The following is a 15,588-nucleotide window of genomic DNA, read 5'->3' on the forward strand; positions in this document are numbered from 1 at the left end:
TCCCCCGGGGCGGAGCCACCGGGGGGCAGCCCGCCACAGGCGGAAGGCCGCCGGCCGACTCGCGGCGGCGGCCGAGTGCCGCACACGGCGCGGAGCAGCCGCGCGTGGCGGGGCAAGAGCGGAAGACGGCTGAACAGCGCGTCTTCATCAAGATCACGGCGGCGGCGGAGAACGCCGCCCTGCTCGTGAAGCTGAAGCAGCTGCTTCAGCTTCACCCGGGCCCACTGGCCACGGTGCTCTTCTACGAGAGCACCGGCAAGCTGCTCGCGCTTTCAGATCGCTACAGCATCAAGCCCTCGCCCGATTTATTCCGCGAAATGGAACAAATGCTCGGGGACGATACCGTGAAGGTGAAATAACGGGCGGCTCTCCTCTAAATAAAACTATATTATTCATTAAATGAAATTTATCCATTAAATGTAATTTAGTAGCGCAAACACCGACCAACCTTCCTCTCTCAACATAAAAACCTGCAAAAATGCAGGCTTTTATGCCGAAACTACCCAATTACAAGCAAAAGCCTGCAAAAATGCAGGCTTTTCTCCTTAAATCACCCAAATTCCATGTTTTCCAGTGAAAAAGATGCATATTTGCAGGAATTTCTATAAACTCGCCCGATACGAGGAAAATACCTGCATTTTTGCAGTTTTGGCCTCCTCCATTTCAGAAACTCCATCCCGCCACCCCATAACATTACTTCCTTTACCTCCCCAAGTGCTATATCCGTAACATTACGCCTCGTATGGGACTATCGTGTATCCCAAAGTTACTTTTTAACATTACATTTCATCTAAGTATCACATAACCCTAATATGACTTCCCTTCCCTGGCCCAAGCGCAATATCCGCAACAGCATATTTCGCACAGTCGTATCGCATTCTCCCAAATTACCTCTATCACTTCATATGAATAGCCCACCTCGCACAATCTCTATCCCGCTAACATTACTTCCAATTACCCCGCCCAAGTAACCATGCTTCACCGCATTACCTCCATCTCACATCACTAGCCTTCATCACGAACCATCCCCATTTCGACAACATCATCCACATTGCTCCTACAGCATGCGCTGGACTTTTTGTGGGTCTAGCTCGTAGCGGACGATGTGTTTGCCGTTTTTGCCTGCGATGGGGGTGAAGTAGCCTTTGTGGCAGAGGGTCTGCAGGGTGCGGACGGCGGTGCGGTGGCTCAGGTTGAGCTGTCGTTCTATATCGATGGGGCGCAGGGGGCGGGCTAGGGTGAAGGCGAGGCGGATAATTTCTCGTTCGGCGGCAGCGCTCGGATGATCGGGGGAAGCGGTGGATTGATAACGGCTAAAGATCATCCGCAATAGCGTCATGCATAGCTCTGGTCTCTGAGCGACATCGTCATAGGCAAAGGAGATGACCTGGTATCCCATCGCAGTCAGGAAGGTCTCTCGGTTTAGCTCGTTGCAGTATTTTTGTCTATCCATATCTCGTACATGTGGACCGTAGCCTTTGACCTCAATAATTAGCTTTACATACCCCGGCAGCCAGGCGAAATCGCAAAAGTAAGATATTCCTCTCCAGTCCATAACCTCAAACTCGGGATGCAGGTCATCAAAGCTCCCGCGGAGCGGCCACCAAACATTGCGGCAAAATAACATTTCGGCCTCCGGATGCCCTCGTTCCAAGCGTCCTCTTCGTTCGCCCGTTCTATTTTCGATATGGCGCTGAATGTAGTCTGAATGTGCTGCTTTGAATTCCATTAGCAACAGACCTCCTTATATGAATAAAAAAACGCCCCGCTCCATAGCAATATGGATCGGGACGTTCTTCGTCACTGATCCCATTATATTAAAATTTGGGGAGATTATCCAATATTGAGGGAAACAGGTTCAGGCTAGTTGGGAGGGGGAATTGGCGGAACTCGATAGCGATTTTCCCAAGAACATTTTACAGGCCTCCTGCATACACATATGGAACACGAGGCGGGACAGGGTCAGGGGAACGGGTGTTGGTAGATAAATCGGCACGAGGGGACAGGCCGGACAGGGTCAGGACGGATGCTGGGCGGAGTAATAGTTGAGAGATCATTGAATTACGGATTCGTGTTCGCGTTTGCGGATAATTTTGACGGAGAGGTCGAGAGAGCAATTTGACAGAAACCTAGGAGGGGTAAGCGATGTCGTTTGAATTGGCGGAGGCGCAGTTGTTGAAGCGGGGAGTGCGGCTGGAGGAGATCGCCGAGATTGTGTATAAGCTTCAGTTGCCATATCATGATGATCTGACAGTGGAACAATGCTATGATAGTGTGAAGGCAGTATTGCAAAAACGTGAGGTACAGTATACGCTTTTTACCGGTATTGCTCTTGACGAGCTGGCGGAGCAGAAGCTGCTGCCGCAGCCGCTGCAATCGATTATGGAGGCGGATGAACCGCTGTATGGCGTGGATGAGACGATGGCGCTGGGCATTACGAGCGTCTTCGGTATGATCGGACTGACGAGCTTCGGATATCTGGACAAGGTCAAGCCGGATTTGATCGGCAGGCTGAACAATCGGGGCGATCGCATCCATGTTTATTTGGATGATCTTGTCGCAGGTTTGGCAGCTGCGGCTTCGGCGCGAATTGCCCACAGAAGCCAGAATGCGACAAGCTATGCGACGGACTTGACGGAATCTTCGACAGATTGATTCAGGAACTGAGCTAAACTTGAGTTTTTCTGGTCTTATTACATCTAATTTGTTAATCTATAAGTGCCGGGCTAATGCGCGGCATTCGCTTTGTTTTCACAGCCTTGCTCTGTTGCGGGACTTTTGAACATTATGTTATCATTACTCTATTATACGGGCTTAAGTTGAGAGGTTAGGGGGCTTGGAGTAGGGCATGTGGACCGTAATGTATATTGCTCCTACCGCTAAAATTGCGGAAATGATCAAATCAAAACTCACAGAGGAAGGCTTTCTAGTCCAAACACGTCCTGTTAATTTATCCAAACAGCAGTTTGAAATATTAGTTCCTTCAGGAGAACTGGAAGAGGTCCAAGAAGTATTAAATTCAATATTGCGTCCGTAGAACAAGGAGACAACTGTTTATACATGTTATGTCCTTGTTTTCGGGTGTACGGGAGTAGTAATAAATTAACGGCTGAAGAGGTGTAGTTGTGTTTAAAGACTTATTCCAAAAAAAAAGAAAATACGCGACCATTCCTTCAGAACGTTTGGGTACTGACGCGAATGGAGAGCCGATAGAACGGCCGAAGCGTGAAATCCCGGAAGGTCTGATGAATAAGTGCAGCCGCTGTGGCAGCATACAATACAGCAAAGAGTTGGAGAAGAATCTCAAGGTATGTTCCTCCTGCGGCCATCATATGCGGCTGAATGCGATGGAACGGGTCCGTATTACGATGGATGAAGACAGTTTTGTAGAATATGATCAAGATATCGTCTCCGAAGATCCGCTGGAGTTCCCGGGATATGCGCTCAAATTAGAGCAGCAGGCTCTGAAATCGGGGCTTCGTGAAGCTGTAATTACCGGTGAAGGGACGATTGGAGGCTTTCCTGTCGTTGTAGCGGTGATGAGCTTTGATTTCTTTACTGGAAGCATGGGCTCGGCTGTCGGCGAGAAAATTACCCGTGCGATTGAAGCGGCTACAGACAAGCGTGTTCCATTAATTATCTTCTCAACATCGGGCGGGGCCCGTATGCAAGAGAGCATCCTCAGCCTGATGCAGATGGCGAAGACAAGCGCTGCCTTGGCCCGCTTGAATGAACAGGGAGGACTATATATTTCGGTCATTACGGACCCGACTACGGGTGGCGTATCGGCCAGCTTTGCTATGCTTGGCGATATTATTATCGCTGAGCCAGGAGCTGTGTTCGGCTTCGCCGGCAGAATTGTCATTGAGCAGACGATCCGTCAGAAGCTGCCGGAGGATTTCCAGACTGCGGAATTCAATCTGCAGCATGGCCAATTGGACCTTGTTGTTCATCGTAAGGAACTCAAGGCGATGCTGACGAAATTGATCGACTTGCACAGCGTGAAGGGAGGGGCATAAATGGCTGGAGAATTGCCTTTTGAGACACCTCTTGTGAAACTGCGCGAGAAAATTAATGAGCTGGAGCAGTTCGGCCAGGAGAAGGGAATCGATTTCAGCGAAGAGGTTGCCCGGCTGGAGGAACGTTATAAGCAGTTGGAGGAAGAGATCTACAGCTACATTTCGCCATCACAGAAAATGCATCTGGCCAGACATCATCAGCGTCCGACCTCGCTCGATTTAATCAACCTGATCTTTGATGATTTCATCGAGCTGCACGGGGATCGTCTGTTCGGAGACGATCTGGCGATCGTCGGCGGTCTGGCCAAGCTGGACGGGACCGCTGTGACTGTGGTCGGCCAGCAGCGCGGTAAGGATACGAAGGATAATATCGCCCGCTTCTTCGGCAGCCCGCATCCTGAAGGCTTCCGTAAGGCGCTGCGTCTGATGCATCAAGCCGAGAAGTTCGGCAGACCTGTGATCACCTTTATCGATACGAAGGGTGCTTATCCGGGAAGTACTGCGGAGGAGAGAGGACAATCCGAGGCGATTGCCCGCAATCTGATGGAGATGGCTGCGCTTCGCGTACCTGTAATCTGTGTAGTGATTGGCGAAGGTGGCAGCGGCGGTGCCTTGGCGCTAGGTGTCGGTAACCGTGTGCTGATGCTGGAGAATGCGATATACTCCGCTATTTCACCTAATGGAGCAGCCTCTATTCTATGGAAGGATGCCTCCAAAGCGGATATGGCGGCTGAAGCGATGAAGATTACAGCCCAGGATCTGATGGAGATGGAAGTAATTGAAGGGATTATCCCTGAACCACGTGGCGGGGCGCATCGTGACTATGATGCGACAGCTGCGGCAGTCAAGCAGGAACTGCTGGTTCAGTTGCAGGAGCTGTCCATTATGAATTCGGACGAGCTGTTGGAGGATCGTTATCGCAAATTCCGCAAGATCGGCAAATATACGGAGCAGGCGAGCGAGGCTGCGGAGTGCTCCAAGACCGATGAAGCGGTCGCAGAACCGTCTGGCGAAGAGTCCGTTCAAGAACCGGAGGAAGCCCATGTGGAGACGGAAGAAAACGTTGTTATAGAATCTTCCGGTTCGGGAAATGAATAGGACAGTTGGACTGATATGACAAAATGCCTATACAAATCGGACAAAATGTAGTAGATTTAGTTGTTGGAAAAGATGTATCAAAAAAATATAGAGAGAACATAAAAACGGAGGAAACCCAAAATGCGCAAAACAAAAATCGTATGTACTATCGGTCCTTCAAGTGAGTCGTTAGAGAACACCAAGAAACTGATCACGGCCGGAATGAACGTTGCTCGCCTTAACTTCTCGCATGGTGATTTCGAGGAGCATGGTAATCGGATCAAGACGATTCGCCAAGCGAGCCAAGAGTTGGGGAAAACGATTGCCATACTGTTGGACACGAAAGGTCCTGAAATTCGCACCGGTAAATTAAAAGAAGAACCACTTGAACTTGTACAAGATGAGTTCATCACTTTGACCACCGAAGAAATCCTCGGTGACAAGAACCGCATCTCTGTAACTTACAAAGAGCTTCCTGGAGATGTGAAAGTGGGTTCGACGATCCTGATCGACGATGGTCTGATCGGATTGGCCGTTGAAGAAATTCAAGGTACGGAAATCAAATGCCGCATCGTAAATGGCGGTACAATCAAGAGCAAGAAGGGTGTTAACGTTCCAGGCGTCAACATCTCTTTGCCAGGGATTACTGAGAAAGACGCTAACGATATCAAGTTTGGGATTGAGCAAGGCATCGATTTCATTGCGGCTTCCTTCGTTCGTAAAGCAAGCGACGTGCTTGAAATTCGTAAATTGCTCGAGAGCAACAACGCAACTCATATTCAAATTATCTCGAAGATCGAGAACCAACAAGGTGTGGACAACCTGGATGAAATCCTTGAAGTGTCCGACGGCCTGATGGTAGCACGTGGTGACCTCGGCGTAGAAATTCCTGCTGAAGATGTGCCGCTCGTGCAAAAATTGATGATCGAGAAATGTAACCGTGCCGGTAAACCGGTTATTACGGCAACACAAATGCTCGATTCCATGCAACGCAATCCAAGACCTACTCGTGCTGAAGCAAGTGACGTAGCGAATGCGATCCTTGACGGAACAGATGCGATCATGCTGTCTGGCGAGACGGCTGCAGGTAAATACCCTGTTGAGTCTGTACAGACGATGTCCCGTATCGCTGAGAAGGCTGAATCTGCGCTGGACTACCATGGAATTCTTGTAAAACAAAGAATCGCTCAAGAGACGACAGTTACAGAAGCGATCAGCCAAGCTGTAACGACCTCTGCTCTTGAATTGAATGCCAAAGCGATCATTACTTCGACGGAAACAGGCTATACCGCTCGTATGGTATCCAAGTATCGTCCGCAAGCACCGATCATCGCTGTAACGACTCAAGATCAAACTCTGCGTCGTCTGGCTCTGAACTGGGGCGTTGTTCCAGTGAAAGGTCAAGTAGCTACTTCTACAGACGAAATGTTCGACAATGCGATGAAGGGCGGACTTGATTCCGGTATCGTGGCTGAAGGCGATCTTGTAGTGATTACTGCAGGAATTCCGCTGGGAAGCTCCGGTTCGACTAACTTGATCAAGGTTGGCCAAGTTCATAACTAATTAGAGTAACGCCATTATTTTGTAGGCGATGAAGAAGCAATGGGACAACCGCAAAGCCGGTTTTCCATTGCTTTTTTTAACATTTCAAACGCAGAAGGAGGAGCTGTTACAGGATGTACGTAAGCGAACTGAGCATCACACCTAAATATTTTGAATACGATATGATGGGGATTATTTATCACTCTCATTATTTAGAGTGGTTTGAAGCGGGACGGCTGAAATTGACTAAGGATCTGGGCCTTAGCTATTTCGAAATGGAGCAGTCCGGATATATTTCTCCCGTGCAGGAAATGAAGGTAGAATACAAGCGGGGAATCCGTTATGGGGAAGAAGTGCTGCTTCGCACCTGGATCAAGCAGAATGGGGGAGTCAAGACCGAATATGCTTATGAGGTGCTGAATGGCGAGGGTACGCTCTGCGTCACAGGCTCCTCGATCCACTATGTGGTCAGACGCGAGGATTTCAAGCCCGTGCAGTTCAAGAAGGTGTTCCCTGAATGGTATTCCGCGTTTGAAAAGGCGAGCCAATCCTGAACAATTTTGATTATGCGGTCCCAAAACGGTAAAATATGAGTCATAGGAATTTCTTGCCGAAGAAACTTGCTAGTGAAAAGGAGTTATTTATGCGCAAATGGATTGCCGTTTTGATTGTTTTATTTCCAATTGTCGAATTTTGGGGATATGTTGAGGTTGGAGAGAGACTAGGTCTGGGCAAGACGATTTTCCTGACCGTTGCGACATCGATTATCGGCGGGGTCATGATGCAGTTTGAAGGCAGCAAAGTGATGGCTGATGCGAAGTCGCAGATGAACGGGGGGCAAATTCCCGGACGTACTATGCTGGATGGAATGTGCGTATTCTTTGGTGGAATACTGCTGCTTCTACCAGGCTTCGTAACGGATATCATCGGTTTTACGATGGTGTTCCCGCTAACCCGTCTCATCTACCGGAAGCTGCTCTTGAAATGGATAGAGAAGAAAATGAAGGATGGGTCGATTACATTTTATCGGCGTTGACTTTTGCTGATCCTATGTATACAATGTCGGTATCAAAAAAGCGGATTTTTTGAACTGACCTCTAATAAATATCTACGATCGGGAGAGTAGCTCCTCCTCAACCTGCAATTAGCGAGCCGGGACGGTGCAAGCCGGTGCAGGGAGGCCGAGCGAAGCGCACCCGGGAGATGGTCTTCTGAAGCATGAGTGGTAGGAGGACCCGGCCGTCGGACGTTAACCGACCCTAAGCTGGCTGAACCCGGGTGGTTCGGCACGTAGAGTGGTACCGCGGGAACATAAGTCTCTCGTCTCTTCATTAAGAGATGGGGGGCTTTTTTATTTTACAATTAAATTAAAGGAGATGAAGTAAATGGAGATGATCAAATTTAAAATAGCTCAGCTGCTGGCAGCGGGGTTGGACGGAATTTCGGAACAGGAGATCGTGGTGATGCTGGAGTATCCAAAGGATGCGGCTCTTGGTGATCTGTCCTTGCCTTGCTTCAAATTAAGCAAGCAGTTGCGGAAATCCCCGCCGCAGATTGCTGCAGAGCTGAAGGATGCACTGGAGGCGCAGCCTGTGGGACAGGAGGTCATTGATCGGATCGAGACGGTGTCTGGATACTTGAATCTGTTCTTGAAGCAGAGCTATTTGGCCGGGCATGTGGTGCCTTCGATATTAAGTGCAGGGGAGCGTTACGGTGCTAAGGACATCGGTGCTGGCAAGACGGTTGTGATCGACTTCTCTTCGCCGAATATCGCCAAACCGTTCCATGTGGGGCATTTACGTTCGACGGTGATTGGGAATGCGCTGTATCAAATCCACTCCTTCCTCGGCTACCAATGTATCGGGGTTAACCATTTGGGCGATTGGGGTACTCAGTTCGGCAAACTGATCATTGCTTATCGTTGGTGGGGCGATGAACGGCGGCTGGAGGAAGGAGCGATCGATGAATTGCTTCGCCTGTACGTGAAGTTCCATGAGGAAGTAGAGGCCACGCCGGAGCTTGAGGACGAGGCAAGGGCTTGCTTCGTGAAGATGGAGCAGGGAGATGCGGATGTGCTGGCGCTATGGCAGCGCTTTGTCGATATTAGCCTGGCTGAGTTCCAGAAAATATATGATCTACTCGGGGTGGAGTTCGACTATTTCACCGGAGAGAGCTTCTATAACGATAAGATGGGGCCGGTGGTACAGGAGCTTAAGGATAAGCAGCTTCTGGAGGAGGATGAAGGGGCCTGGCTCGTGCGTCTCGATGCTTACCAGATATCGCCAGCCTTGATGCTGAAGCAGGATGGAAGCACGCTCTATCATACCCGTGATGTGACTGCGGCCCTATACCGCAAGCAGACTTATTCTTTTGATAAGGCGCTCTATGTCACGGATTACGCGCAGAGCCTGCATTTCGCGCAATGGTTCAAGGTCGTCGAATTGATGGGCTATGAATGGGCGAAGGAGGAACTGATCCATGTTCCTTTTGGCCGCGTAAGTCTGGAAGGGATGAGCTTGTCCACGCGGAAGGGCAATGTCGTGAAGCTGGAGGATCTACTTGAACAGACGATTAAGAAGGTCGAGGAGATCATCGAAGAGAAGAACCCGCGGCTTGAAAATAAAGATGAGGTAGCTCGGCAGGTTGGCGTCGGTGCGGTCATATTCAATGATCTCAGCGCGAACCGGATTAAGGACATCGTGTTCTCCTGGAATGAGGCGCTTAGCTTCGAGGGCGAGACCGGGCCGTATGCTCAGTATTGTTACGCCAGAACCTGCAGCGTGCTGCGTAAGGCGGGCGCTGATCCGGCTGCTGATCCAGCGTCGGTTGATTCCCCCATATTGGCAGGGCAATTCGCCCCCTCTATGCTGCAGCATCCAGCTGAAATCAAGGTGCTGAAGCAGCTCGCATTGTTTCCGGAACGGGTCGGGCAGGCTGCGATCAAGCTTGAGCCTTCGGTGGTCACCCGCTATTTGATCGATTTGGCCCATGCGTTCAACCGTTTCTATCATGATTGTCCTATTCTTGTAGAGGACAGCGCATTAAGAACGGCTCGTCTTAGCCTTGTTAAATGTGTTCAGATTACACTTGGCAATGGCTTTAGATTGATCGGCCTGCAAGCGCCGGAAGAGATGTAGCTCTGCTCCGTGGCGCTATCGAAGTCTCCCGTTCATGACGTAGTCTCTTAACTCATTGATCACGCCGGCTTTAATAATGGCGTTGATCACGACGAGCGAGACCGGGCCGATAATGAGTCCGAGGACGCCGAACAATCTTAAGCCGACGAACAAGGATATGAGAGTAGGCAACGGATCGAGCCCGACGCTGGTAGCCAGCACCTTGGGTTCGATCAGCTGCCTGGAGATGAGGACGACACCATAGAGAATCGACAGCCCAATGCCTAGCGCGAGATTCCCGGTCATGAAGGCGTAAGTAAGCCACGGAATCAGAATCGTACCTACGCCTAAATAGGGCAGCAGATCCACCAGCCCGATCAGGATCGCATAAGTGACCGGTGAGTCGACTCGAAGAATGAGCAGCCCGATGCAGACGACGAAGGCCGTGATCGTGATCATAATGAACTGGGCGCGCAAGTATCCGAATAAGGCCATCTGCAGATTATTTCGTATCACATTCCCCGTTTTGAACCAGGCCTGCGGTACCAGGCTGAGCACCATTCGTTTATTTTTATCCCATCCATTGCTGATGAAGAAGGCTGAGAGCAGGATGATCAACAGGATCAGAGCCAGACTGGGCAGTGAAGTGATTACATGGATGACACCGTTCAGGAAGCTGGTAATCATCCTCGAAATCGCCGAGCTGATCGTCAAGGCCGCGTTATCGACATTTTTGGTGAATGTATCATTATAACCCGGATTTCTCACGATAAAAGAATTGATATCACTAATCAGCCTCTGCAACTCTTCATTCCGTCCCCAGGATACGAACAGGTCCCGCCATTCTCCAATATGCACATTGATCGTGTCGGCTAGATGGATCATCTCCTTGACCAACCGCGTGACAGCTGCGGTAATGACGATCGCTCCGGCAGCAAAATAGACGAGCAGAGCCAGGGTCACCGAGGCCCAGCGGGGCAGCTTCATAGTAACTTGCAGCCAGCGGACGAATGGATTCATGGCATAGGCGATGATCCAGGCGATCAGAAAGGGATAAATCAGCGGTAAGACCCAATAGAATGAGAGGCATAATGCTAGCACAACGAGACATACCCAGGCTCCGCGCAGTATTCGTTTGGTTACTACATGATCCATGGTTTCAGCCTCCTCGGACGGGACAGGTCTTATTCTATTTCTATTGCGTCGTTAAAATTAGTATTACAGAAACAATTTTCTTGTGATTTCGTAGAATAATGTGACTTTTGTTATTGCATATCGTCAATGTCATAAAAATTTCTTTATATATCTGATTAAATAATTTGATGTGTATACAACGTCTCAAGTTGTTCCCATGCTCGGGGAAATCCAGTATGATTATTTCAAGAGAGTTATCGTACCAAATCCTCCCTGCACTTCTATTTCCAATGCCATATTGCGAAAATTTTAAACTTTAAAATTGAAAATGTTTTCAATGGTTTGTTTTCCAAAATTCGTATTTGTAAGGAGAGATGTATATGACAGCTACCAAAGGACTTGAAGGAATCGTCGCTGCGACTTCTTCAATCAGCTCCATACATGACGGCGTGCTGGCTTATCGCGGGATCAATATCGATGAACTGGCCGAGCGGGCAAGCTTCGAAGAAGCCGCTTATCTGCTCTGGTATGGGAAGCTGCCAACCAAGGGACAGCTTGCAATTCTGCAACAGCAGTTGAGTGATTATGCGGCGATTCCAGAATCGCTTGTAGCTCAAATGAAATTATTCCCGTCTGACTCCAACACGATGGCCGTTCTGCGTACAGCTGTATCGGCACTAGCTCTATACGATGAGAATGCGAATGACAACTCTAGAGAAAGCAACCAGACGAAAGCTATCAAGCTGCAAGCGCAACTCCCTACGATTATTGCGGCGTTTGCCCGGATTCGCAAAGGCGAGGAGCCGATTGCTCCGTTGAAGAATGTGTCGCTAGCGCATAATTTCCTTTATATGCTGTCCGGAGAAGAACCGGACCCGATCGCGGTCAAGGCTCTGGATCAAGCACTTGTGCTGCATGCCGATCATGAACTGAACGCATCGACCTTCTCGGCTCGCGTTACGATTGCGACGCTGTCGGATATTTACTCCGGTATTACCGCGGCGATCGCTACCTTGAAGGGACCTCTTCATGGTGGAGCCAATGAGGCAGTTATGAAGATGCTGACAGAGATCGGCAGCCTCGACAATGTGGAACCTTATATTTTGAACAAAATGGCAAATAGAGAGAAGATCATGGGCTTCGGACATCGGGTATACAAGAACGGCGATCCGCGCGCTAAGCATCTGCAGAAGCTGTCCCGCGGGCTTGGCCTGCTGAAGGGCGATTCAACTCTCTATGAAATGTCTGTGAGGATTGAGGAACTGGTAACGAGTCAAAAGGGTCTTAAACCGAATGTCGATTTCTATTCTGCATCTGTATACACATTACTGGGTATTCCATCCGATTTATTCACTCCGATCTTCGCGATCAGCCGCTTGTCCGGCTGGACCGCGCATATTCTGGAGCAGCTTGATGATAACCGGATTATCCGCCCGCGTGCTGAGTACACGGGTCTCACGAATCAGAAATATATACCAATCGATCTTAGATAATGGATCTGGCGGGAAATCTTCCCGCCACTTGTGTTAGAATGAGAACCAGGTGATAGCCTGTTCATTAAATATATACGAGGAGGAACATATAAACATGCTGCAACTTTCTAAGTTTGACCTTCCAACAGAGGGAGAAAAAATCGTCATCGATAACGGTAAATTGCAGGTCCCTAGCAACCCGATTATTCCTTTCATCGAGGGTGATGGCACCGGCCGCGACATTTGGAGAGCGTCGAAGCGTGTGCTGGATGCGGCGGTTGAGAAGGCATATAATGGCGAGAAGAAGATCGCCTGGTATGAAGTGTTTGCGGGTGAGAAGGCCTTTAATACATACGGGGAATGGCTGCCTGCTGATACGCTTGCTGCGATCCGTGAGTATATTGTAGCGATCAAGGGTCCGCTTACGACGCCAATCGGCGGGGGCATTCGTTCCCTGAACGTTGCGCTGCGTCAAGAGCTCGATCTGTACGTATGTCTGCGTCCGGTCCGTTATTTTGACGGCGTTCCTTCTCCGGTGAAGCGGCCTGAACTGGTGGATATGGTTATTTTCCGTGAGAACACAGAGGATATCTATGCAGGTATTGAATATAAAGAAGGCTCTGAGGAAGTGAAGAAGGTGCTTAGCTTCCTGCAAAATGAGATGGGTGTCACCAAAATTCGTTTCCCTGAAACTTCTGGGATCGGCATCAAGCCGGTATCTGAGGAAGGCTCGAAGCGTCTGATTCGTGCAGCTGTCGAATATGCGATCAAGCATGATCGCAAGAGCGTGACCCTTGTTCATAAGGGTAATATTATGAAATTTACCGAAGGCGCCTTTAAAAATTGGGGCTATGAGGTGGCGGAAGCCGAATTTGGCGATAAGGTGTTCACTTGGGCTGAATATGATCGTATCAAGGAGCAATCCGGTGCGGATGCTGCCAATAAGGCTCAGCAGGATGCGCTGGCGGCTGGCAAGATCCTGGTCAAGGATGCGATCGCCGATATCGCTCTGCAGCAAGTATTGACTCGTCCGACTGATTTTGATGTTATCGCTACACTGAACTTGAACGGCGACTACTTGTCCGATGCGCTGGCAGCTCAGGTTGGCGGCATTGGTATCGCTCCTGGAGCGAATATCAACTATGTCACAGGGCATGCCATCTTTGAAGCTACGCATGGTACAGCTCCGAAGTATGCGGATCTCGATGTCGTGAATCCGGGCTCGGTCATTCTCTCCGGCGTCATGCTGCTGGAGCATTTGGGTTGGCAGGAAGCGGCTGCTCTGATCTATAAAGGCTTGGAGACTTCGATCAATAACAAGACAGTAACCTATGATTTCGCCCGTCTGATGGAAGGCGCGACAGAAGTGAAATGCTCGGAATTTGCGGACCATGTCATTCGTAATATGTAATCTCTAGTATTTTCAAGTCTTCGGAATTATGGGATTATGGGGGCCTCCTGTAATAGGGGGTTCCTTTTATTTCCTAGCAATGATAGGTATAATAGATTGTAATAAATCTAATTTACTTTGGAAGGATGATCAGGATATGTATAAAATCATGCTGTTTCTGCATATTGTAGGCACTCTAGCATTGGGCTTCTATCTGGTGCTGCCCTTTGTCATGGCGAAAGTCAGCAAATTATCTCCGGCTGCACAGGAGGGCACGATGGCTGCCGTCAAATCTCTGAATACTTTTGCACAGATCGGCCTTGTTATTCAATTAATCAGTGGCGGGTATATGATGAGTAAGGGAGAATATTCGGTGCCGTGGATGATCGTTATCGTTCTGTTGTTCCTTGGCATTGGCGCCGTGGGCGGCATTATGGGCAAACCGCTGCGTCTGGCGATCGAAGGAATCCGTTCGAACCGCAGCATAACCGCCGAGAGCAGTAAACTGGCCACATTGAGCTCTATCGTAGCCGTTCTCGTTCTGCTCATCAGCTTTTTCATGGTATATAGCTCTATTATTTAAATTCGTAAACGGCAAGTTCGCAAGTAGTGAGTCCAATTACCGCATAACCTCACCTGTCTAAGCTCATTCTAATGAAGGAGCTCGATGAATTTGGACAGGAAGGAAGCGAGATATAGCAATGGCTAGTAGTGGACAGAGTAAACCGACGATGCCGCCGCAGCATCAGAATCAGCAGCCTGGACTGGAGCAGAAGATGACTCCACTCCCGAATTATGAGGGGCCTTACAAAGCGGCCGGTAAGCTGCTGAATAGAGTGGCTCTGATTTCCGGAGCGGACAGCGGTATAGGAAGGGCAGTGGCTGTCGCTTATGCCAAGGAGGGCGCGGATATCGCGGTCGTCTATTTGAGCGAGCATGAGGATGCCGAGAAGACCAAGCGTGAGGTAGAGCAGGAAGGCAGAAGATGTCTATTGATTCCCGGCGATATCGGGAATGAGGCGTTTGCGAAGCAGGCTGTGCAGCAGACCGTATCTCAGCTCGGAGGGCTGGATATCCTTGTGAACAATGCCGGAGAGCAGCACCCACAGCAGGACATTACGGCGATTACCTCGGAGCAGCTGGAGCGAACCTTCCGGACTAATGTGTTCGGTATGTTCTATATAACCCAGGCTGCGCTGCCACATATGAAGCAGGGGAGTGCGATTATTAATACCACCTCTGTAACGGCTTATCGCGGTAACCCGCAACTGATCGATTACTCGGCCTCGAAAGGGGCGATCGTAAGCTTCACCCGGGCTTTGTCCATGAACATCGTGGGCAAGCTGGGGATTCGCGTCAACGCAGTAGCGCCCGGCCCGATCTGGACACCGCTGATCCCATCGACCTTCGATGCGCAGAAGGTGTCTACGTTCGGCGGTGATACTCCGATGCAGCGCCCTGGCCAGCCGGAGGAACTAGCCCCGGCCTACGTCTACTTGGCTTGTGATGACTCATCCTATATGAGCGGACAAGTGCTCCACATTAATGGCGGAGAGATCATCAACGGTTAGTGGATTTATGGAACTGGACGAGCTATAGCAGCTTAGAAGAGCCTTCCCGATTTACGCTTCTTCAGTCGAAGCCTAACTTGGGAAGGCTTGTTTGTTCTCTGGTCGAGTTTGCGCCGCAATTTCCTGCACCGCACTCTATAAGGCTGCGCCAATCCGAACGAACATAACTTCAACATCGCTAATATATTGGCCGGAGTAGGGTCAGCGTGGGAGTAACTTAGGATGCACCAGATTGGCGTAATCAGATTAGAGTAACCAGTGGCACAG

15 protein-coding genes are annotated in these 15,588 nt (G+C 49.7%); 13 read left to right on the top strand and 2 right to left on the bottom strand.

Annotated elements, in window-relative coordinates; all coding sequences use genetic code 11:
• A partial coding sequence (locus BFJ94_RS25715) for a hypothetical protein (RefSeq protein WP_240431887.1) occupies positions 1 to 359 on the top strand: 359 nt, incomplete at its 5' end.
• Positions 360 to 1,057: 698 nt separating this feature from the next.
• On the opposite strand, the gene BFJ94_RS01890 is transcribed toward BFJ94_RS25715, so the two are convergent.
• Positions 1,058 to 1,729, bottom strand: coding sequence for a DUF559 domain-containing protein (locus BFJ94_RS01890; protein ID WP_120460678.1), 672 nt, complete (start codon positions 1,727 to 1,729; stop codon positions 1,058 to 1,060).
• Between the two features lie 416 nt (positions 1,730 to 2,145).
• On the opposite strand from BFJ94_RS01890, the gene BFJ94_RS01895 reads away from it, so the two are divergent.
• The 8 genes from BFJ94_RS01895 to argS all read left to right on the top strand — a co-directional run bounded on the left by BFJ94_RS01895 (position 2,146) and on the right by argS (position 9,775).
• On the top strand, positions 2,146 to 2,655 hold the full coding sequence (locus tag BFJ94_RS01895) for a phosphatidylglycerophosphatase A family protein (protein WP_120460680.1): 510 nt from the start codon (positions 2,146 to 2,148) through the stop codon (positions 2,653 to 2,655).
• A gap of 193 nt (positions 2,656 to 2,848) precedes the next feature.
• Entirely contained in the window at positions 2,849 to 3,037 is a 189-nt protein-coding gene (locus BFJ94_RS01900) for a glutamate decarboxylase (RefSeq protein ID WP_120460682.1), read from the top strand.
• A gap of 88 nt (positions 3,038 to 3,125) precedes the next feature.
• A complete protein-coding gene (gene accD / locus BFJ94_RS01905; RefSeq protein WP_120460684.1) occupies positions 3,126 to 4,019 on the top strand; it encodes an acetyl-CoA carboxylase, carboxyltransferase subunit beta in 894 nt (297 codons plus the stop codon).
• Entirely contained in the window at positions 4,020 to 5,117 is a 1,098-nt protein-coding gene (locus BFJ94_RS01910; RefSeq protein ID WP_120460686.1) for an acetyl-CoA carboxylase carboxyltransferase subunit alpha, read from the top strand.
• Between the two features lie 120 nt (positions 5,118 to 5,237).
• Positions 5,238 to 6,659, top strand: a complete 1,422-nt coding sequence (gene pyk / locus BFJ94_RS01915; RefSeq protein WP_120460688.1) for a pyruvate kinase — start codon at positions 5,238 to 5,240, stop codon at positions 6,657 to 6,659.
• A gap of 113 nt (positions 6,660 to 6,772) precedes the next feature.
• Positions 6,773 to 7,192: an acyl-CoA thioesterase gene (locus BFJ94_RS01920; RefSeq protein ID WP_120460690.1), complete on the top strand. Its 420-nt coding sequence runs from the start codon at positions 6,773 to 6,775 to the stop codon at positions 7,190 to 7,192.
• A gap of 89 nt (positions 7,193 to 7,281) precedes the next feature.
• Positions 7,282 to 7,674, top strand: a complete 393-nt coding sequence (locus BFJ94_RS01925; RefSeq protein ID WP_120460692.1) for an FxsA family protein — start codon at positions 7,282 to 7,284, stop codon at positions 7,672 to 7,674.
• Between the two features lie 349 nt (positions 7,675 to 8,023).
• The gene (argS, locus tag BFJ94_RS01930) at positions 8,024 to 9,775 is read left to right on the top strand and encodes an arginine--tRNA ligase (RefSeq protein ID WP_162944123.1); all 1,752 of its coding nucleotides are present in this window, start codon (positions 8,024 to 8,026) and stop codon (positions 9,773 to 9,775) included.
• A gap of 15 nt (positions 9,776 to 9,790) precedes the next feature.
• Here argS and ytvI read toward each other — a convergent pair whose 3' ends face one another.
• Entirely contained in the window at positions 9,791 to 10,909 is a 1,119-nt protein-coding gene (ytvI, locus tag BFJ94_RS01935; protein ID WP_120460694.1) for a sporulation integral membrane protein YtvI, read from the bottom strand.
• Between the two features lie 359 nt (positions 10,910 to 11,268).
• Here ytvI and BFJ94_RS01940 point away from each other — a divergent pair, with 359 nt between their 5' ends.
• The 4 genes from BFJ94_RS01940 (at position 11,269) to BFJ94_RS01955 (ending at position 15,321) form a co-directional block, all read left to right on the top strand.
• Positions 11,269 to 12,381 carry a citrate/2-methylcitrate synthase gene (locus BFJ94_RS01940; RefSeq protein WP_120460696.1) on the top strand — a complete coding sequence of 371 codons (1,113 nt, stop codon included), beginning with the start codon at positions 11,269 to 11,271 and terminating at the stop codon, positions 12,379 to 12,381.
• Between the two features lie 94 nt (positions 12,382 to 12,475).
• Complete coding sequence (gene icd, locus BFJ94_RS01945; protein WP_120460698.1) at positions 12,476 to 13,771, top strand: NADP-dependent isocitrate dehydrogenase; 1,296 nt, start codon at positions 12,476 to 12,478, stop codon at positions 13,769 to 13,771.
• Positions 13,772 to 13,907: 136 nt separating this feature from the next.
• Positions 13,908 to 14,333, top strand: coding sequence for a hypothetical protein (locus tag BFJ94_RS01950; protein ID WP_120460700.1), 426 nt, complete (start codon positions 13,908 to 13,910; stop codon positions 14,331 to 14,333).
• 118 nt (positions 14,334 to 14,451) lie between these two features.
• Entirely contained in the window at positions 14,452 to 15,321 is an 870-nt protein-coding gene (locus BFJ94_RS01955; RefSeq protein WP_120460702.1) for an SDR family oxidoreductase, read from the top strand.
• Positions 15,322 to 15,588 lie beyond the last annotated feature (267 nt).

It is taken from the genome of Paenibacillus aceti (assembly GCF_003614185.1).
Taxonomy (GTDB): Bacteria; Bacillota; Bacilli; order Paenibacillales; family Paenibacillaceae; genus Fontibacillus; species Fontibacillus aceti.

Bases quoted from the DNA above. Each gene is read 5' to 3' on its own strand.
- BFJ94_RS01895 (WP_120460680.1), top strand. From the start codon at position 2,146: ATGTCGTTTGAATTGGCGGAGGCGCAGTTGTTGAAGCGGGGAGTGCGG.
- BFJ94_RS01950 (WP_120460700.1), top strand. From the start codon at position 13,908: ATGTATAAAATCATGCTGTTTCTGCATATTGTAGGCACTCTAGCATTG.
- pyk (WP_120460688.1), top strand. From the start codon at position 5,238: ATGCGCAAAACAAAAATCGTATGTACTATCGGTCCTTCAAGTGAGTCG.
- BFJ94_RS01900 (WP_120460682.1), top strand. From the start codon at position 2,849: ATGTGGACCGTAATGTATATTGCTCCTACCGCTAAAATTGCGGAAATG.
- BFJ94_RS01910 (WP_120460686.1), top strand. From the start codon at position 4,020: ATGGCTGGAGAATTGCCTTTTGAGACACCTCTTGTGAAACTGCGCGAG.
- BFJ94_RS01955 (WP_120460702.1), top strand. From the start codon at position 14,452: ATGGCTAGTAGTGGACAGAGTAAACCGACGATGCCGCCGCAGCATCAG.
- BFJ94_RS01925 (WP_120460692.1), top strand. From the start codon at position 7,282: ATGCGCAAATGGATTGCCGTTTTGATTGTTTTATTTCCAATTGTCGAA.
- BFJ94_RS01890 (WP_120460678.1), bottom strand. From the start codon at position 1,729: ATGGAATTCAAAGCAGCACATTCAGACTACATTCAGCGCCATATCGAA.
- ytvI (WP_120460694.1), bottom strand. From the start codon at position 10,909: ATGGATCATGTAGTAACCAAACGAATACTGCGCGGAGCCTGGGTATGT.
- icd (WP_120460698.1), top strand. From the start codon at position 12,476: ATGCTGCAACTTTCTAAGTTTGACCTTCCAACAGAGGGAGAAAAAATC.
- BFJ94_RS01920 (WP_120460690.1), top strand. From the start codon at position 6,773: ATGTACGTAAGCGAACTGAGCATCACACCTAAATATTTTGAATACGAT.
- BFJ94_RS01940 (WP_120460696.1), top strand. From the start codon at position 11,269: ATGACAGCTACCAAAGGACTTGAAGGAATCGTCGCTGCGACTTCTTCA.
- argS (WP_162944123.1), top strand. From the start codon at position 8,024: ATGGAGATGATCAAATTTAAAATAGCTCAGCTGCTGGCAGCGGGGTTG.